Raw genomic sequence first — 20406 nt, 5'->3', positions numbered from 1 at the left:
CTACACAAAATAAGAGGTGCCCCCCCCCTGATCAATTGGCAAGCACCTCTTATTTAAATTATTCAAAAGAAAGTCCATCATCTATCCGATGGTGGACACCAATATCAATCATGTTCCCAAAATCCAATACCCTTTCTCTCCGCAATCAATCTTCAGTTGACCGCGCTAAAAGGAATGCGGCCACCAAAGCCAAGGATATTCCTATAATTTTGTACAATCCGGGAATGATTCCCAAAAACAAGAGTGAAATTATAGAAGTCATTAGCGGCGCACCTGCGTTGGTCAAGGGCGACACCACCATGGCCTTTCCAAATCTAAATGCGTATACCAAGCAAAGGGCACCTATTGCGTTCAATATTTGTATTATGGCAGCCAAATAAGGCCCATTCACACCCCAGTTAATCTCTTTCGAAAAGTCCGTCATCAAAATGGCCACGGGAATCAACAACAACCCAGTTAGAGTCATATAGAAAAAAATGCTCTCGGCCTTCATAACATTATTGGCAAGCTTCATAAAATAAGCTTGCACCCCCCAAGCAAACAGCACAATAATAGCAAGAATGAACCACAGGGATTCCCCTCCTTCGCCAACCACAGATGCATCCTCCGCCCCACCATATTCGAATAGAGGAAGTGAAATTAAGGCAAGGACAATACCAATACCACCCAAAAGGCCCGTTCGTTCTTTTAGAAAAGCCATCGAAAGTACAATGGTAACAATAGGGGAAAGGGAAATGATTGGAAAAATCAAATACGTTGGACCTATTGTCACTGCATAGAATAATATCATTTGCCCACCGGCCCCCAAAAATCCAATAATCAATCCATACATTATAGATTTTATATCCATGTCCACCTTCCAGCCAGATTTACCCAATACAAATAGTGAAGGCAAAATCATCGTTATGGCCCAAACGCAATAAATCAAGGTATCCGGAAAGTCATTTTCGGCAGGAAGTCCAGTAAAAGCGCCCCAGACTCCCCAAAATATCATGGCTACAATTGCATAGACCAACCAAAGTTTCTTTTTGTTATTTTTCATATTTCGTTTTATGTTAACCAACGTTCTAAATTCTCTGACACAAATACATCATCGTTCAACTCCGGATAAAGCCTATATATGCGATCTATCTCCTCTTTCTGGCCAGGGCTTAACTTTTCATTTGAGTTAAGGGTATAGTTTCCTTCAAGGAACCCTTGTCTTATAAGCACTTCATGGATTCCCGCTATGGAACCCTTAAATCGGTTCCTGGCATCAAAAAAGGCTGCATTCGCATCGGTCACCTTGGCTCCCAATGTCAAAAGTTCCAAGCTATCCAACGTTTCGGTATTCTTTATTTTTTGGTATAGTTCCACTGCTTTCCGGGTCCATACCGCCCAATGCCCTAGTAAACCTCCCACAATTTGTTTCCTTACCATCTTGCCTTCAAATGGAATTTCATAGGTCGTAAGCAAATCTGGCACAATGTTATCATCATTACCCGTGTACAACGCAATATCGCCACCTCGGCCGGATTCCACAACACCCCGGACCACATCCAAGGTTTGATATCTGTCAAAAGGTGCCATTTTGATTGCCACTACATTCTCTATACTTGAAAACTCCCTCCAAAATTCTACTCCCAAGGACATGCCCCCAACGGAAGGTTGAAGATAAAACCCGATTACTGGTATAACTTCGGCCACTTTGCGGCAATGGATAATCAGTTCCGGGACACTAAATCCGTTCAGACCTGCCAAACATAACAGCACAGCATCATATCCCTGGTCTCCGGCCATTCTTGCTTCGCGAATAGCCTGTTCCGTCTCTCCCATAACCCCGGCTATCATCACCACTTCGGTATTTGTTTTTTTTGCAAAGGCCATTTGCTCTTCCTTACCTAATTCTAAAATAGGTTTTAAAAGTCCGGCATCGCGAATCTCAAACTGACTTGTATGGACCCCAATGGCCACACCCCCTACTCCCGATTCTAGATAATATCTGGACAGTGCCCGTTGTCTTCTCTCATCCAATTCCATTTTTTTGGTCAAAGCTGTTGGGTGTGCAGGAATGACCGTTCCGTTTTGCAGGCTTTGTTTTTTGTTGTCTTTTAACTGTACACTCATTAGTTTTCCTTTCTATTAATATTTTCCATCTCTTACCTGAAAATGCGTTGCCTTACCGAGTAAAGGTTTTCCGCTTGCCATCCATTTTGATGTCCATTCAACAATTTTTTCAATGGAGGTTTCTGGTGAACCCCAAAGCATTTTACTTTTGGATATATTGGAAAGAAGGGCAGATTCCGCCTCCTTTCCAACGAATTCTACCGGCTTCCCCAACAAATCACCAAATTTTCTGGCCAAGGAGCCAACAGAAAGCAACTCTTCTCCGCTTATGTTTAAATGGTTGATTGGTGAAGTACAATGTGCCAGAGACCTTAATATGCGATTATTGGCATCTCCCTGCCAAATAACATTTACATAGCCCATCGAAAGATCAATAGCTTGACCATTGTTAACTTTTGTTGCAATATCCACCAAAACTCCATAGCGCATCTCAACGGCATAATTAAGACGAATCAAAACCCCTTGCGTACCATGTTTTAAACTTCCAAACTCAAACAAACGCTCCCTTCCCAAACAAGATTGGGCATATTCTCCCACTGGCAGGGGGAGGTCCGTTTCCGATGAGCCTCCAGATGCTATAGGGACCAATGGATATACGCAGCCGGTGGACAAGGCAACAATTCTTGAATTTTTGAATCGATTTGCAACAAGACCGGGCAGGTATGAGTTCATGGCCCAAGTAACTGATTCGTTCCCTTCTGTTCCAAATTTCATACCCGCCAGATAAATGATATTCCTTGCCTCTGGCAATCCATTCAAGAAACTTTGGTCCAACAAATCCCCTTTGATCGTCTCCAGGCCGTAATCTTCCAGATAAGTTCTTGCCTTTTCATTGCTAAAACGCGAGACACCTATGACACGTCTTCGCCTTCCAGAGGCATCAACCGCCCTTTTGGCCATCCGGGCCATAGACACCCCCATCTTTCCAGCAACACCCAAAAACATAATATCACCATCAAGGCGTTTAAAATGTTCGATCAATGCTTCACTTGGAAGGGACAAGGCTTCTTCAAGTTGTTCTTCGTTCTCAAATTGAGTAATAGTATCAACCATAATATGTTTAATTGTTTTCCTTTATTATATCCATGTAAAGCTGATATGCATTCCTTATGCTGTCGATATAACAAAACTCATCCACCTGATGGGCCATTTCAGCTTCACCGGGACCCAAAATAATAGTGGGAACCCCTCCCAGCCAAGGTGTCAACACCGAAGCATCGGTTAGGTATGCTGCTGACTTTTTATCGCAAGAGTGTGAGTTACATAACGATAAGACCATCTGGACAAATGGATTTTTGGGGTCACTTTCGACAGGTTTTAGATCTACCAGTTTTTCAAGAACAATTTCTTCTCCCAGAATAGAGGTCAATCTATCATAGATTATGTCGTTCTCCAATTCAGGTGTGGTGCGTACGTCAATAGTAAACTCAGCATAATCGGGCACCGAGTTTAAGTTCTGTCCCCCACTAAACTTCCCCACATTTATAGTGGGCAGTCCGAGTAATTCATGTGGACGAGCTCCAAAATCCAAGTTTGCTATTTCAACAATCGCTCTTGCCGCCTTATATATGGCATTATCGCCTAAATGCGGAGCAGATGAATGCGCAGTTTTACCAAAAGATCGAGCCTGTAGATATAATGCCCCTTTGTGCCCCAGCAAAGGTTGATTAGAAGTGGGCTCTCCGACAATAAGGGCACTGGCCGATCCTATCGGATAATCTGAATTTTTCAACTTTTTTGCACCTAAGCATCCAGGTTCTTCGTTTGCGGTGATAATTAACTTTACCCCTCCTTTAGGAACAGTATCCTTAAAGCTATCGATGGCGGCCAAGGTCATTGCAGCTACTGCCGACTTCATATCCGTTGCCCCTCTTCCATAGAGCTTTCCCGACTTGATCACACCTTCAAAAGGATCAACAGACCATTCTGCATCGCCCAATGGAACAACATCCAAGTGCCCTGTAAATACAATGGGGGCTACGGTGTTTTTCAACCCTTTGGAAGCAATGAGGTTCAACCTGCCTTTGGAAAATTCAGGATAGTCCACTGCAAAGCCTTCTGCCTCCAACATACGACCAAGAAACCGGGCCGCTCCTTCCTCGTTGCCACAGGGTATCCTTGTATCATAACGAATCAGTTCCTTACTCAGTCCCACAACATCCATATATCTCTTATTAACGCTTTCATGTTCGTTTGCAAAGCATACTGCAAACAGCATTTCCATCATTCAGTGCCACTCCTTTAATCTAACTTGAAATTACACCGAAAAAGGACATACTTTCCAACAAACACTTCTTTTGAAATTTCTCATAATCGAAAACAAATATAAGTTAAAATAATAAATACGAAACATAATAATAATTTTTAAAAAGTTTATTTCTTTCTTATTCTTATATTTTTATATTTGTACCTATATGAAGTTCAAAAAAGAAAATGTACGTGTGGCAGAAAAAACCTCAAGCAGGTCTTTTAGGTCACTAATACGCAGTTTGGGTCCAGGGATAATAACGGCCGCTTTGGTTTTTGGCCCAGGCAGTCTGACCATAAACACCAAATTGGGTGCATCATTTGGTTTTTCACTCCTTTGGGTTTTGGTGTTATCGACAATATTTATGCTGGCTTTTACATCAATGTCAACCCGAATAGGGTTGAACTCACCAGCCTCTTTCATTTCACGGATAAAAACCGAAATAAGTCCGGTATTGGGTATCATCTGCGGTGTTAGCATATTTCTGATTACCGCTTCCTTTCAAGCAGGTAACACTATTGGCGCGAGCATTTCTTTTTCAGAGTTATCGGGGTCTCCTCTTTGGATGTGGGTCGCTTTTTTCTCCTTAGCAACCATCTTACTGCTCTTTTTAAAATCTTTTTATAAGGTTTTGGAACGTCTTATGATTGGACTGGTTTCTATAATGCTGCTTTGTTTTTTGCTCACACTGATCATGGCAGGACCAAATTTGGTTGCAATGGCGCAAGGTCTGATCCCTTCTATACCTAAAGGGTCCGATTATCTGATCATCACCTTGACCGCCTCAAGTTTTTCTATTGTAGGTGCATTTTACCAGTCTTACTTGGTAAGGGAAAAGGAATGGAAAAAGGGTGCCAAGGAAATTACTTTGGCAGAGAATCGAACAGGAATCATCACACTTGGCCTACTTTCTTCATTGGTAATGTCCTGTGCCTCTGCCGTACTGTACCACAACAACATATCCGTTGATAATGCTTCGGACCTTGGAAAAGCCCTGGAGCCCCTATTCGGTCAATTTACCTCTACTTTATTTATGATCGGCCTATTTGCCGCCTCATTTTCCTCGATGATCGGCAATGCCACTATTGGAGGGGTCATTTTATCAGACACTATCTTTGGCCATAGCAAACTTAGCTACTGGAGTGTACGGTCCATGATAATCTTGGTTATAATCATAGGGGCAACGGTAGCTCTCATATTTGGAAGTCTACCCCTACAACTCATTATATTTGCCCAAGGCATCACAATCCTTATTGTCCCCCTTGTAGCTATCGTGCTAGTAATTTTTTCTAGCACCCAACTCATCACTGAAGAACTCAGAAATTCAGTCTATATGAAAGTTATGGGAGTACTCGGCATTCTTGTGCTTTCGGGCATGTCCATTTATAGTATCAAATATCTATTCTTTTAACGAATCGCAATGAAACTAAGGCATATGAAGGGAACAACATCATCAGGACAAAAACATTTTCGGAAATATTGCCCGGTATCCTTTTTGATTTTACTCTTGTGGGGATGTAGTCCCACACCATTATTACAATTTAAGATAACGGAACCCGTAGGGATTGATCGCGATTTGGAGTACATTGAAGTGGTATGGGAAATGAATCAGCTTCCAAAGGAAAAAAGCTTTTCAATAAGTTCAAAGGACTACTCGGTACAAGGACAGGTTTTGAGCATAGATTCATCCATGGGCAACATCTATAAGATAAAGGCACTGTTTCCCATACGTATTGCGGCACACAAAACTGTTTCTTATAAATTGTATCATCAGCCTGCCGCTATGTTAGATAGTTTAAAGATCATAGATGATCAACATGGGCCTATAATCCACAATTCCTATTTTTCAGCAGACTTGACTGCGAATGAATCGAACGATAATGAATTGCTATATGCCGGTCAATTAAAGACGATTAGCTTATCAAATCCGAATGTACCACTATTCAAAAGAAAAAACATTAATATACACTGGGCACCCAACGTGCAAGCCATAGGACGCCCTTACCGAACATTGGGCCACCTTGATAACAAGCATTCTAAAAAACACATAGGCCCTTACCAAATCAAAATTGAAAAAGAAGGCCATATTGATGAATATCCCGAAATAAAATTCAAATCCCAATATACTTTCCTTGCAGGTCTACCATACTTGATTTTTAGTTCAGAAATATTGGTGCAAAAAGATATTGAGCTTACCTTATTACGAAATGATGAAATGACTCTGGACAGCCTTTTCACCCATGTGTATTATAAAGAAGGTGAGCTTACCAAGAAACTGGACCTCTATGACACATCTACCTTTGACTTACTGGATAAGAACCCAATACCGGACAATGCCCCCTGGGTAGCCTTCGTGAATGTTAAAAAAAAATATCACTATGGAAGTATACGATTGTCCTACAATAACAAAAATCTACAGGGTGGGACGTCTCCTCTATTCGAGCCCCACACAAAAATCACAGCAGTTTGGGACGGAGGGCGTTATTGGAACCGACGATTAATACATGACCACAATACCATGATCCCATCTGGAAGCAGATATCTTGAACGGAACGTCTATTTTGTTGGAAGCACTACGGATTCTCTGCAAATAGAGGTCGACCGTTTACAAAAAAAATTGGAGAACCCCGTTCAGATAACCATTAAATAAAAATGAAATATTTTGTCAATTACCTCCAAAACTTTAAACTCGTTTCGATAGAGCGGGCCACATTGTTACTATCTTCCCTATTCCAAAAAACCTTACAGCTAAAGCTCGGCCATACGATTCAAGTTCTTTGCTTCGCCCTACTCATAGGGTGCAAAACAGAGCCCGAAACCAAAAACCAACCATACAGCACGGAACCTGTTATAATAGCTCAGGGGGAGAAAATTTTCAATCAGCAGTGCAGTGCCTGCCACGGTTTTTTGCAAGACGGTATTGGCCCAAGTCTGGGAGGTATAACCCATGAGGTTGAAAGCAATTGGATTATAGAATTCATCAAATCACCCAAAACAGTTTTAGACAGCGATGATGATAGAGCAAAATCCCTAAATGAAAAATATGTAACACTCATGCCCGATTTTGGGCATTTGAAAGAAGAGGAAATAAATGCGCTATTATCCTTTCTACACACTAAAGAAAAGGCACCACAAACCATAGATTCGCTCGACCAAACGCCTCTTAAAAATCCTATTAAAACCACAATCCCCCTGTCTAAATCGGCCATCAACCTGAAAATGGTTGCCCAAATACCAGCTTCACACGATACACTCCCCAAGACCCGAATAAATAAATTGAGTGTTATTCCGGATAGCGATAGACTAATGGTAAACGATTTGAGGGGTGAGCTTTGGGAAGTAACCCCAGACGGTCCGGTCAAGTATTTGGACATTAGGGAATTCTTCTCCGATTTCACTTGCAAGGTTGGCCTAGGCACCGGATTTGGAAGTTTTACATTCCATCCTTCCTTCAAAAAAAACGGCCTGTTCTATACCACGCACACAGAAAAATCATACTCCAAACCTGCCGATTTCCTATTGCCCGATAGCGTAAAGGTAAGACATCAATGGGTTTTGACAGAGTGGAAGGCCGATATGCCAAAGGACCATGTTTTCAATGGTAAAAAAAGGGAGGTTATGCGTTTTGATTTTATTGCCAGCGCACATGCAGTGCAAGAAATTGCATTTAATCCCTATTCAACTCCAGCGGACGCAGATTATGGTAAACTTTATATCGCAGTGGGAGATGGGGCCTCCGTACAAGTGGGACACCCCTATATTGCCATACATCACGGCACTGCACCATGGGGCAGTATCCTTAGAATAGACCCCTTGGGAACGAATGCCGAAAATGGAAAATATGGCATTCCCGAAGACAATCCCTTTGTTTCCAATAAAGGGATCATGGGTGAAATTTGGGCTTATGGATTTAGGAATCCGAATAGAATCAGTTGGTACGACAAAACTCGAATTCTTGCCACAGATATAGGACAGGCCAATATTGAGGAACTCAATTTGGTTATACCTGGAGGGTTTTATGGTTGGCCGCTCAGGGAGGGAACATTCCTCTTTAACCCAAAAGGAAATTTCAATAATGTTTACCCTGTACCCGAAGATCAAAAAACCGATACTATCATAGATCCGATTCTTCAATACGATCATGACGAAGGTGCGGCTATAAGTGGCGGATTTATGCTAACAAACTTGGGGAAAGAGAAAAAGTATCTTTTTGGGGACATCCCTACTGGACGAATTTTTCTAGGCGACCTAAACAATGGAAAAATAAAAGAGCTTAACCTAAAAATAGAAAATGAGCCCATTACCTTAACCGAAGCCACCAAAAGCAACAGAGTGGACTTAAAATATGGTATGGGCCATAATGGGCAGATTTATATTTTCACAAAAGCTGATGGAAAAATCTATCAGGTTCTGGATATAAAATAGAAGTAACATTCCAAAGGAATTGACTCCTAGTAATTTTTAATCATATGGCAATGTTATTTATAGGTTCCTTAAAATCAAAAAATAGTGTCAAAATGTAATAACTAAGTGGTTAGTTTGACCAGCACCATGGTTACGACAGCTAAAGATGCCCGCAATTCTAGTCTTTTAAACCTTTTTGGGTAAAAGCCACAATCGTTTTGTTAGTTGGTTACATGTCAAAAAAAAGACAAGATGTTTTCAGACTATTCCATAAGAAGGGAATAAAAAATGAACTCTTGCATCAGCAAATGGACACTTGCAGTTCGTTGCTTTTGTTCCGTATAGATAAAATTCAAAAAAAACAGGTTTAATATATATAACATGAAAAATAGTTACTACAACTCAAAAAAAAGCTCCCTACGGCTTGCCAACCATTCCCACTACATGAGACACACACACAATCTTCTATATTTTTTATTGGCCTTTGGTCTGACACTCAGTTGCAAACCAAGCAATGCCGTTATCGAAAAAACGCAAATGGTTTCATCGGACATTACCAAAACATCCCTTAAGGAAAAAACCATCATGGCTGTTTTTGCACATCCAGATGATGAACTTTACATAGCTCCCCTAATGTCCAAGTATGCACGGGAAGGAGCTATTGTACAATTGGTCACCGTTACGGACGGTCGTTATGGTACAGGACAAACCAACTTATCCCCTGGAGATGAATTAACGGCACTTAGAAACATTGAACTTAATTGTGCTGCAGAAAAGATCGGTATTGCACCTCCAATTTGGATGGGGTACCACGACCAATTAAAACTGAAGGAAGGATTCTTCGGGCATGTTCCATACATTCAGGAAATCATGAAAAAAATGGACAGCTTGGTTTCCGAAATCAATCCAGATGTAATTATTACCTGGGGCCCGGACGGGGGCTCCAACCACATGGATCATAGAATAGTGGGAGCATCCATCACTCAAGTGTTTTTAAGCAAAAACAGGGACAAGCCCACTTCCCTTTTCTACGTGGGCACCCCTACGTCCCATATTGACAATCAGGAAACCAAACTTTTGAGGGGAGTTGACGATACTTACCTTACCACAATAGTATCCTACTCAGAAGAAGATTTGGAAAATTCCATAAATGCCATGTATTGTTATAAGACTCAATTTTCAATAGAAAATATGAAAAAGAGGGAGGAACACTGGCGAGAAGGTGACAGAAAGGTCTTCTTAAGACCCTTGCTTAAAGCCCCAAGTGTATCACAGGATTTATTTTTAGAGCGTTGAAACCACTATTCCAATTATACTGAAAAAGCTTTATAGAGCATCCATACTTTAGTTAAACATTCAACCTCTAAAAAACATGACACAAACATTTCAAAAGAATTTTAAAACAGATTCTATTTTCTTCAAAGCATGGGTTCTTTTGTTTTTGATTGGAATTTGCCCCAATATTGGCACAGCTCAGCAAGACATACTATTGAAAGATTACAGACCAATATCGCTACACAACACCCCAAAGCATAAAGTGCAAAAAGCAAAATATCCTGTCATAGATATGCATTCACACGCTTATACCACCTCTGAAAGTGAAATACAGGATTGGGTCAGGACCATGGATGCCCATGGTATTGAAAAAACAGTGATCCTTAGTTACCAAACCGGAAAAGCGTTTGACAGCATTTATAAGCTCTATTCGAAATATGGAGACCGATTTGACATATGGTGCGGTTTTGACTATTCGGGTTACAATGACAAAGGATGGTCCAAAAAAGCCATTAAAGAATTGGAACGTTGTTTTAATGTGGGTGCTAAAGGTGTTGGTGAATTGGGGGATAAAGGCTTGGGGCTCTTCTATTCCAAGCCACAAAAGGCATTGGGGATGCACCTTAACGACCCCAGGATGCAACCGCTTTTGAAGCGCTGCGGTGAATTGGGCATGCCAATAAATATTCATGTTGCAGAACCCATTTGGATGTACAAACCCATCGATGTCCATAATGATGGTTTAATGAATGCCAAATACTGGAAAATTGACCAATCCAATTCGGATGTATTGGCACATTCGGAACTGATTCAGACATTGGAGGAAGCGGTTGCCGAAAACCCAGGGACAATTTTCATAGCCTGTCACTATGCCAATTGCAGCTATGATCTGAACATCCTTGGAACTTTGTTCGATAAATATCCGAACCTATATGCCGACATCTCTGCAAGATATGCCGAGATCGGTCCAATACCCAGGACTGTGGCCTCCTTTTTCGAGAAATATCAAGAAAGATTGTTATACGGTACAGACCTAGGAACACAAGGGTCTATGTACGAAACTACTTTCCGGATTCTAGAGACCGCAGACGAACATTTTTACGAGCATGATCTGTTTGGATACCACTGGGCCTTGAACGGTTTGGAACTAAATGATACCATCTTAAGAAAAGTCTACTATGAGAACGCAAGAAAATTATTGAGGCAATGAAAAAAGCCCTGTTATTCATCACCTTAAGCCTATTGGGATGTCATAAAAATCCAAATAAGTCGCTTCTAAAAATAACATCTGGATCCCTCGTCTATGAAGTAAATCATAAAATGAAAACCAAGGTTTCCAGTGGATTCTCCAATTCCAAGGTACTGATGACCACTTTTCAAGCCTCTGAGACCCTGGAAATAGAAGAAGGTACCATTGTTGATTTTACGCTTCAAAAAGTATATAAATCCTACGGAAGCAATCAAAAATTTAAGGGAGACCAATGGATTTTGGAAGGTGTTCATCAATCGGAAGGGTTGAACATAAAAAAGATACTGTCATTACAAACCTTTGAAGACTTCCCTGACCTTATTTCCACACAGGTGACCTATGTCAATAATTCCTCAAAAGTCCTCGTACTTGAGAATTGGTCCAACAATGCTTACACCATCCCTTCCCAAAACGATTCACCGCCTTTTTGGGTCTTTCAGGGTAGTTCTTCCTCACGCAGAGATGATTGGATCAAACCATTGGACACCATATACTATCAAAAAAATTATATGGGAATGAATGACACTGATTATGGTGGTGGTATACCCATCACTTCTATTTGGAGACGGGACATAAATATTTCGGTGGGGCATTTGGAAAAAACGCCAAAACGAATAAACCTCCCAACTTCATTCGAGCCTAATACCCTTCTTGGCAAAGTTGCTGTTGAAAAAGAGTATTCCGAAAGAAAATTAATTGGTATTGGGGACAGTTTAAATACCTTGGAGACATTTATTTCCTTGGGAAATGGGGATTATTATGGTTCCCTTGCCAAATATTCCAAACTCATGCAGTCCAAAGGGATACAAATGGAAGCTCGGGAAGAAACAGCCTTTGATCCCATTTGGTGTTCATGGGGGTACGGCAAAAACTTCACTTCGGAAGATATAATGGCCACCCTGCCAAAGGTCAAGGAACTCGGAATAAAATGGGTTGTTTTGGACGATGGCTACCAAATTGCCGAAGGAGATTGGCGGCCAAAACCCGAAAAGTTCGCCAATGGAGATGGTGATTTAAAAAGGTTAGTGGAAAAAATTCATAGTTATGGTCTTAAAGCCAAAATTTGGTGGACACCATTGGCTGCCGATCCAAACAGTGAAATACTCAAGCGATTCCCTGACAGCAAGGTACTGCGTAAAGATGGTTCGCCCCAGTACATAAACTGGTGGGATTCCTACTACCTATCACCCACCAAAAAGGTTACTATTGACCACACTAAGGCGACTCTAAAACTTTTTTTGGACGAATGGGGCTTTGATGGTCTTAAAATGGACGGTCAACATTTAAACTCCGTTGCTCCAGATCACTCTCTTGACAACCCAGAAGAATCATTTGAATCGCTTCCTGATTACTTCCAAATGATCTATGATGAAGCCCAATATCTTAAACCTGGTGCGGTTGTGGAAAACTGTCCCTGCGGGACTTGTATGTCTTATTTTAACATGGCATCAATAAACCAAACAGTCTCCTCCGACCCCCTAACCAGTTGGCAGATAAGACACAAAGGGAAAGCCTATAAGGCCTTGGCCCCTAAAACCGCTTACTATGGTGATCATGTGGAATTAAGCGACAATGGCAATGATTTTGCCAGTTCTTTTGGCATAGGTGCAGTTTTGGGAACAAAGTTTACCATCCCTCGGGATGATCATTCTTCGCTTAAAGATAACTTGCTAACCCCCGAAAAGGAAAAAATCTGGAAAAAATGGTTTGGATTATATAATAAATTGATGCTTTCCAAAGGAGAATATTTGGGAGGACTATATGATCTGGGTTATGACAAACCCGAAACCCATGTAATCCAAAAAGATGGGAGGATTTATTATGCCTTTTATGCTGATGATTGGAGTGGAGAAATTAAACTCAAAGGTCTTAGGCCCAATAAAAACTATACGCTTTACAGCTACCTCAATGATATGGTGCTGGGAAAGGTGAAAGGAAAAAATGCTAGCTACCAAGTTTCTTTCAAAAATTTTCTGCTGTTGGTGGCCACCCCCGAATAATCGGAAGAACAGTAAGGGGCTACAAGAAACACATAGCAGTTTGAGCCCCTTTTACTTCTTATTAATGGTATAGGAATTTGTTATACAACAACTAATATATCTTGACTCCTTGCACAATTCTGGATATCGCTCCCGTCGTTGATGGGGAATCAGGTTGTAGGCCTAAGTCCAACGATTTATAAAAACCAATCAGCTGGCCCAGTAGAATAGTTACCACAGACAAGTATTCTTCTTTTACCTTGTACAATTGCCCTGGTTGGCCCAAAACTATAAGTTCATCAATGGAAGATGCGTCAAGCTTTTGGGTGGCCACCCCTATCTGCTTCAATGGTTTTTTTCCATTGGCCATATCATTTACTAAATCAAGCTCGTAACGAAGCACATTTTCATTATTGGAGAAAAAGTATACTAATAGCGTCTCTTCATTGACCACTGCTTTAGGCCCATGTCTAAATCCGAGATAGGAATCATTTTTACATATTATGGTTCCATCCGTCAACTCTTGTAGCTTAAGATGCGACTCCATAGCCGTACCATATTGCGGTCCTGAACCCAAAAAAACAGCTCGCTTGAATTTACCTGAAGCAACATTACGTATCACATCAAGTTTTTTACTAAGTAAGACTTCTGCATAATTGGTAAGGGTTTCCACAGTTTTTTCCATCTCTGTGATGTGGTCAATTTCACTCAAGAGCAAAGCCACCAACAACATTCCAGTGTAACTTCCCGTCATTGCGAGTCCTTTATCATTCGCATCTGGGGGCAACAAACAAACCAAGCTTTCACTTTTGTAATCAAAACTCGCCAAATTGCCAGCCTCATTACATGTAACTATTAAATGGTAACAGTTATCACAAAACTTATCGGCCAATTGAACCGCCGCTACACTTTCAGGGCTATCCCCAGATCTTGCAAATGAAATCAAAAGGGTGGGTATCTCAGGTTGGAAATAGTCCTGGGGATGAGATACCAAATGAGTAGTTGCAACGGATACCGTCGTTAATCCGGTATTGCGCTGCATGGCCCCTTCCACGGAATGGCCGATATATGCACTGGTGCCGGCCCCTGTCAAAATAATTTTTGTCACTGAATCAAGTGCCTGGTTCATGAAAGACGATATCCTTTCTCGTTCTATTACTAACTTTTTGAAAATGTCAATCCATAGCTCAGGCTGGCCAGATATTTCTTTTGCCGTCTCTAAGGCTCCTAGTGTTTTCAACTCTGATTCTTCTAAATCAAGATAATTCATTTTATATAATATATGTATAAACTTTCATAACATTGTTTTACAAATATATAAAACCTTTTTATAGTTTCGTATTATATTATAAGTAATTTAATCGGAAAAAAATGTGCCTATTAGCAATATATGTTCTTATCTTGCCCCTTGATTACTTAAAAGTCGTAAGGGAATGAAAAGTAAAAGAAACAAACGCTCAACTGTGGAGCGCAGAAAAAAAATATTGAACATGTTGGAGCAAAATGGTCAAGTCTTTGTCCATGAGCTTAGTGAAGAATTTGGGGTAAGCGAAGTAACAATCAGAAATGATTTGGAGTTGTTCGAATCAAAAAAACTGCTTATTCGCTCTAGAGGTGGCGCAATGTTGTTCGAGAATGCCGTGGGAACAGATTTTCAACTTTCCGACAAGGATAAGATGAACTATACTGAAAAAATGCGTATTGGAAAAAAGGCCGCTGCCTTGGTGAATGACGGTGAGACCATTGTTCTGGATTCGGGAACCACAACTATGGAAATTGCCAAGAACCTCAACCCCAACTCTTCTATCAATGTGATTACCAACGCCTTCAATATTGCCGATCAATTAATAAAGAGCCCCAATATAAATATAATTGTCCCAGGAGGAACCTTACGCAAGAACTCCCATTCTTTGGTGGGGCCACTTGCCGAAAAGAGCATTCGAAACTTTTACGTGGACAAGTTGTTTCTTGGTGTCGATGGATTTGATACCAGTGAAGGTGCTTTTACTCCAAACATTGAAGAGGCTCATTTAAACCAAATCATGATTGAAATTGCAAAAGAGGTAATACTCGTGGCCGACTCAAGTAAATTCAAACGCAGAAGCTTGGCATTTATCTGCCCCCCCAACAAAATCAATGTTGTTATCACTGATGAAAACATTAGTATGGAAGATAAAGAAAAATTAGCTGATCAAAATATCCAAGTAATTATTGCCTAATACAATATCTATTTAATTGGGCATGGACAAGTATGGTATATTTTAATCTCAAATACACCAAATAATCCAATAAACCAGCCCCATTTATCATAAAACACTACTCCTCAGCTGTTCTCTCTTATTCATTAAACCGCTGAAAGCAATACCGTTACACTCCTTCTTGTTTCAAATCATCCTTTCTTATAGCACACATAGGTAAAAGTTGTAAATCAGTCAATGGCTATTACTTCAGAGAGCTTCGGACCACCATTTCTCTATCAGGAGTAAAAACTTTTGCCTCCTGTCTTCCGCTTACAGGTAAAGATATAATTCCAACATATACAATAACAGTAACAATAAAAAGGTTAATTCAATTTTATTGAAAGTTTATGAAAGTATTTTTATTTGTTTTATCTTTGTATTTGATAACGCACTATGATTCTCATGCATATTTTACATCAATATTGATTTATTTTTTTATTCTATGAATCCAGTAGTAAGACAAAATGCAAAAGCCAAGGATATTTCCCTAATGGAATATATTTTGAAAAAAAATAAGGCGCTTGCCCGACAAAGCGGTCTTAGAAGAACCATTTTGGCCGCATGTCCTAATTCAATATCAGTAATGAAAGCGGCATTAAGGTCTGCAAAACGCGCCAATGCCCCCATAAAATTTGCAACGACCCTTAACCAAGTGGATAGAGACGGTGGTTATACAGGTTTGACACCCAAACAATTTGTCCAGACCATTAGGCAAGAAGCAAGGTCGATAAATTTAAAATCCCCGGTGATTATTGCCATAGACCATGGTGGTCCATGGCTAAAGGATAGGCATAGATTGGAAAAACTCTCCTTGGAAGAGGCCATGAGGGAGGTCAAACTATCCTTCGAAGCTGCAATAGATGCCGGTTATGATTTGATTCATGTAGACCCAACCATAGATATCACATTAAATCCCAATGAAATCATAGACATAAAGGTGGTGGTTGATCGAACTGTCGAACTCATCAAACACTGCGAAAATTATCGAAAAGGTAAAGGCCTGCCGAGAATTGCGTACGAGGTTGGTACCGAAGAGGTCCATGGAGGTCTTGTTGACCTTATGGTTTTCAAAAGCTTCTTTGAACTTCTCAAAACTGGATTGGAGAAGGAAGGACTTGTAGACACATGGCCTTGCTTTGTTGTAGGGAAAGTAGGCACCGATCTCCATACTACTGAATTTGACCCAGAAGTGGCAGCCACCATTGTAAAAATTGCTGACGATTATGGCAGTGTAATTAAGGGACACTATTCAGACAACGTGACAAATCCAGAAGCTTATCCTACTTCAGGAATGGGCGGTGCCAATGTAGGACCTGAATACACAGAAAGAGAATATGAAAGTCTTATGGAATTAGCCGAAATTGAACACCAACTATACGATGATGGAAAAATCGCAAAGCTTTCAAACCTTAAAGAGGTATTGTGGCAAGCTGTAATCTCCTCTAACCGATGGAAAAAATGGCTCTCAAAAGAAGAGGATCCCAGTAATTTTCACGCTAATTCCCCTCAACGTCAGGAATGGCTTATCAAAACAGGTTGTAGATATATCTGGCAACAACCCGAAGTAGAGATGGCGCGACGCCTAATGTATTGTAATTTGGAGCAGAACAATATCAAAGCCGAAGAAATTGTCCTATCCAAAATAGAGAAAGCGATGGATAAATACTACTTTATGTTCAATTTGATCGATTTGAACGAACATCTTCTTGAAGAAGAACCAATAATTTAAAAATTTGAATATGGCAAAGTCTTTCGATGTTTTGGTTGTAGGTGAACTTAACGTGGATATGATCCTGGATAATATTGATGGATTCCCTAAGGTTGGCACAGAAATTCTTGCACAAGAACTTACCGTAACCCTTGGGAGTAGTTCAGCAATTTTTGCCAGTAATCTGAGTTCGATGGGAAAATCCGTTGCATTTGTGGGCCTTACCGGAAATGATGACTTTGCCAATTTAGTTAAAAAATCCCTTCAAGAGAAAAATGTAAATACGGATTGTATCATTGCTTCGGAAAAACACAATACCGGCCTGACCATGGTTATGAACTATGGTATGGATCGTGCCAATGTTACTTTCCCCGGGGCCATGGAGCACCTTGAAGAAGCAGACATTACCGATGAAATGCTCTTATCTGCAAAGCATTTGCACCTAAGCTCCATTTTCCTTCAGAAAAAGCTGAAAGATCAAGCCCACAATTTGTTCAAACGGGCAAAAAAATTAGGATTGTCCACCTCCATGGACCCCCAATGGGATCCTTCTGAAGAATGGGTTCTAAACCTTGAAGAACTTCTCCCCAATATCGATTTTTTGTTACCCAACCAAGTAGAGTTCAACAATATCACTAACAGTACATCCCTAACAAGTGGCATTGAAAAAATCAAGCCGTACTCAAATAGTATCGTGATAAAGGATGGTATTAATGGTGCGCATCTTTGGCACAATGGCGACCTATTGACCAAGCCAGCTTTTGTAAATGAAGACGTTGTAGATTGCATTGGCGCTGGTGACAGCTTTGATGCGGGCTTTGTCTGTGGGTTCATAGATGGATTGGATTTGGAACGTTGTGTTGAATTGGGAAATGCCATGGGAGCAATTAATACAATGGAAGCCGGTGGAACCAAATCATTCAAGAATTTGGAACACATAAAAAAAGTAGTAATGGACAAATTTAACTTTACATTTTAGCATGGGTTTAAAGGAAGAATTGATTATCAACAAGAGATTTGGAAAAGCGTTTCTCGCCACTAATTTTTACAATTTTGAAACATTATCGGCGGTTCTTACCGCTGCAAAACAAACTGATTCTCCCATAATCCTCCAGTTATCTGAAAGTTCCATTAACTATTTGGGACTTGAAGTAGCTATTTCGCTAGCTAGGGGCTCTATTTCAGAATATGGCGTCCAAGCATGGCTGCATTTGGACCATGGACAAAATGTTGACTTGGTCAAGCGTTGTATCGATGCAGGTTTTGACTCAGTAATGATAGATGCGAGTGAGAAGAGCATTTCCGAAAACATAAAAATTACAAGGGAAATTGTGGCTTATGCAGAAAGCTATGGAATCAATGTGGAAGCAGAGTTGGGTTATATTTCAAAACTGGGGCAAAGCCAAGACATGATTTACACACGCCCAGAAGAAGCCAAGCTCTTTGTTGAATCCACTGGAGTAAATGCATTGGCCATTGCTGTGGGCTCCGCTCATGGGTTTTATAAAAAGACACCAGACTTACAACTTGACCTCATCGAGGAGATTAATTCAAGCGTTGAAGCAGCTCTCGTCCTTCACGGGAGTTCGGGAATTCCCGATGATCAGCTTCAAATGGCAATTAAAAAGGGCATCACCAAGATTAATTTGGCCACTGAGATAAAGAACATTTTCATGAAATCACTGCAGGGGGAGCTCAAAGATACCAACAACATAGACCTTCGGGAGGTATTCCCAAAAGCAACCGCAGAAGCAACTTCTTTGGTTGTTCAGAAACTGAACACCATTAATTTTATATAGAAGAACTAAAATATCGGTTATAACTCCCGTTTTCTATTTTTCAAATCTCTGTAAGATGGAACTATCCTAATAATAAACTCCTGTTCAAAAGTAATAACAATAGGCGGAATTCTTGCCGCTTCATATTTCTACACCAAAAATTGAGAACACAGAATAAAAACTGCCCACAGCAACTTATATAAGCAATAGCGGTTCGAGTTTGCACTCAAACCGTTTTTACGTAAATTAAAATATATTGTAAACTAAAAATCAGTTGCTTAAATCCGATACTGCTTATACTCAAAACCGTCCAAGATAAATCCAAAACCTATTTCAACTTTTATTTTCAAGCTGCATGTTGAGACAGGACCATATAGGGCGTTCCTCCTTTCACAACAGAAAAAGCCCTGCCAAAATCTTGTTCCGAACATTGTTCAATGCCAGCATCTTTGGTTTGTAGAAAAACTGCTCTAAAGATCGGGGTATTTACATATCTTTTTACAGAAAAAGAACCTTTACGGGATAAGAGATTGCCGTTATGAATCAAAAGCCTAACTTAAGAGATAGAACCACCTCATCTGACCGGATATTGGGCAAGGTAAAAGACTTTGTTGAAACTTTTATTGATGGGATGGGTAGACAGTTCAGAGTAAGAAAGTCTTTTTATTATCGACCAAAGTAAAAATCTATGCAACCCTTTGTCGTAAATTTACCATATAGTTGCCACACCGCGGTCAAGGATGGGCCAGCACCTATCTTTTAGATGCCTTCCTCCAAAGACCTCCCCATAAAAGGAACATCCGGGAGTGGTCCAATTGGGCATCGCGGGAACAGGCGTCTGATTTGCAATATTCCAGGAATGACAAGGTACTTACAGACTTCGTTGAATGGTTGGAAGCATATTTGGACAGTGAAGTGTTCCATAATGTGGCCAAGGAATTCCTAACCTCCAGGGAAACCTGAACGGGGACAGCTTTGAACTGAGCATATCTGTTCTGCCCATTTCATTGCCCATTTCCTTTACCTCAATGTGTGAGGGATTGCAGTGAAAAACCCTCCCTTTTGAGAGGCCGCCCCCAAAAAGGGGACTGTCTCCTTGACCAACTCAAAAAAAGGTATTGTCCTACCATTGAAAAAATGTGTCCCTCCCCAGGTCCATAGGCTTCTTGTGCAGGTATTCAAATTCGTTGTTTTTGGGATTGTATTGATAATCTTTTTCCCATTCGTCCTTGTTCCGCACAATTTCCCGGAGGGCCCCGGTAATATATCTTACATCATCAGCGTCCATAATGGGATGTAGGGAGACACGGACCCATCCTGGTTTGTTTCGAAGGTCTTTCCCATCAATGTCCTCCATGATCTGTGAAGACCTTGCCCGGTCCAGCCCGAAAAGATAATGGGCAAAGGTGCTTGCGCACG

Annotated in this window: 16 protein-coding genes and 1 pseudogene; 11 read left to right on the top strand and 6 right to left on the bottom strand. The window is 40.7% G+C overall.

All coding sequences use genetic code 11. From position 1 onward, the window contains the following. Positions 1-145: 145 nt before the first annotated feature. Genes GO009_RS12965 through GO009_RS12950 form a run of 4 tightly spaced genes read right to left on the bottom strand, consistent with a single transcriptional unit; the run spans position 146 to position 4270 of the window. A complete protein-coding gene (locus tag GO009_RS12965) occupies positions 146-1042 on the bottom strand; it encodes an EamA family transporter (protein ID WP_163626670.1) in 897 nt (298 codons plus the stop codon). A gap of 8 nt (positions 1043-1050) precedes the next feature. Continuing rightward, complete coding sequence (locus GO009_RS12960; protein ID WP_163626669.1) at positions 1051-2106, bottom strand: dihydrodipicolinate synthase family protein; 1056 nt, start codon at positions 2104-2106, stop codon at positions 1051-1053. Positions 2107-2121: 15 nt separating this feature from the next. Next, positions 2122-3159, bottom strand: coding sequence for an NAD(P)-dependent oxidoreductase (locus GO009_RS12955; protein ID WP_163626668.1), 1038 nt, complete (start codon positions 3157-3159; stop codon positions 2122-2124). Positions 3160-3166: 7 nt separating this feature from the next. Beyond that, entirely contained in the window at positions 3167-4270 is a 1104-nt protein-coding gene (locus GO009_RS12950) for a M20 family metallopeptidase (RefSeq protein WP_163626667.1), read from the bottom strand. Positions 4271-4520: 250 nt separating this feature from the next. Between GO009_RS12950 and GO009_RS12945 the strand changes: the two genes are divergently transcribed. From GO009_RS12945 to GO009_RS12920, 6 genes are all read left to right on the top strand, one after another. Continuing rightward, positions 4521-5765, top strand: a complete 1245-nt coding sequence (locus tag GO009_RS12945; protein ID WP_163626666.1) for an Nramp family divalent metal transporter — start codon at positions 4521-4523, stop codon at positions 5763-5765. Positions 5766-5774: 9 nt separating this feature from the next. Further along, positions 5775-7004: a hypothetical protein gene (locus tag GO009_RS12940; protein ID WP_163626665.1), complete on the top strand. Its 1230-nt coding sequence runs from the start codon at positions 5775-5777 to the stop codon at positions 7002-7004. A gap of 2 nt (positions 7005-7006) precedes the next feature. Next, positions 7007-8779, top strand: coding sequence for a PQQ-dependent sugar dehydrogenase (locus GO009_RS12935; RefSeq protein ID WP_163626664.1), 1773 nt, complete (start codon positions 7007-7009; stop codon positions 8777-8779). Positions 8780-9202: 423 nt separating this feature from the next. Further along, complete coding sequence (locus GO009_RS12930) at positions 9203-10054, top strand: PIG-L deacetylase family protein (protein WP_163626663.1); 852 nt, start codon at positions 9203-9205, stop codon at positions 10052-10054. Positions 10055-10130: 76 nt separating this feature from the next. Continuing rightward, positions 10131-11243 (top strand): amidohydrolase family protein, encoded by a 1113-nt coding sequence (locus GO009_RS12925; RefSeq protein ID WP_163626662.1) that lies wholly within the window; start codon positions 10131-10133, stop codon positions 11241-11243. Between the two features lie 110 nt (positions 11244-11353). Further along, positions 11354-13282: a glycoside hydrolase family 36 protein gene (locus GO009_RS12920; protein WP_163626661.1), complete on the top strand. Its 1929-nt coding sequence runs from the start codon at positions 11354-11356 to the stop codon at positions 13280-13282. A 91-nt stretch (positions 13283-13373) separates the two neighbouring features. On the opposite strand, the gene GO009_RS12915 is transcribed toward GO009_RS12920, so the two are convergent. Next, on the bottom strand, positions 13374-14531 hold the full coding sequence (locus tag GO009_RS12915) for an SIS domain-containing protein (protein WP_163626660.1): 1158 nt from the start codon (positions 14529-14531) through the stop codon (positions 13374-13376). Positions 14532-14694: 163 nt separating this feature from the next. Here GO009_RS12915 and agaR point away from each other — a divergent pair, with 163 nt between their 5' ends. The 5 genes from agaR (at position 14695) to GO009_RS12890 (ending at position 19950) form a co-directional block, all read left to right on the top strand. Further along, a complete protein-coding gene (agaR, locus tag GO009_RS12910) occupies positions 14695-15480 on the top strand; it encodes a transcriptional repressor AgaR (protein WP_163626659.1) in 786 nt (261 codons plus the stop codon). Between the two features lie 463 nt (positions 15481-15943). Further along, positions 15944-17230, top strand: coding sequence for a class II D-tagatose-bisphosphate aldolase, non-catalytic subunit (locus tag GO009_RS12905; RefSeq protein WP_203532458.1), 1287 nt, complete (start codon positions 15944-15946; stop codon positions 17228-17230). 10 nt (positions 17231-17240) lie between these two features. Further along, complete coding sequence (locus tag GO009_RS12900) at positions 17241-18188, top strand: carbohydrate kinase family protein (RefSeq protein ID WP_163626658.1); 948 nt, start codon at positions 17241-17243, stop codon at positions 18186-18188. 1 nt (position 18189) lies between these two features. Next, a complete protein-coding gene (locus GO009_RS12895; RefSeq protein WP_163626657.1) occupies positions 18190-19008 on the top strand; it encodes a class II fructose-bisphosphate aldolase in 819 nt (272 codons plus the stop codon). A 699-nt stretch (positions 19009-19707) separates the two neighbouring features. Further along, positions 19708-19950 carry a hypothetical protein gene (locus tag GO009_RS12890; RefSeq protein WP_163626656.1) on the top strand — a complete coding sequence of 81 codons (243 nt, stop codon included), beginning with the start codon at positions 19708-19710 and terminating at the stop codon, positions 19948-19950. 160 nt (positions 19951-20110) lie between these two features. Here the strand turns inward: GO009_RS12890 and GO009_RS12885 are convergent. Next, a pseudogene (locus GO009_RS12885) lies at positions 20111-20406 on the bottom strand (selenocysteine lyase); the annotation flags it as partial.

The sequence above is a fragment of the Allomuricauda sp. TY007 genome, from assembly GCF_010468565.1.
GTDB lineage: Bacteria > Bacteroidota > Bacteroidia > Flavobacteriales > Flavobacteriaceae > Flagellimonas.
This window is presented reverse-complemented; position numbering and strand designations above follow the sequence as displayed.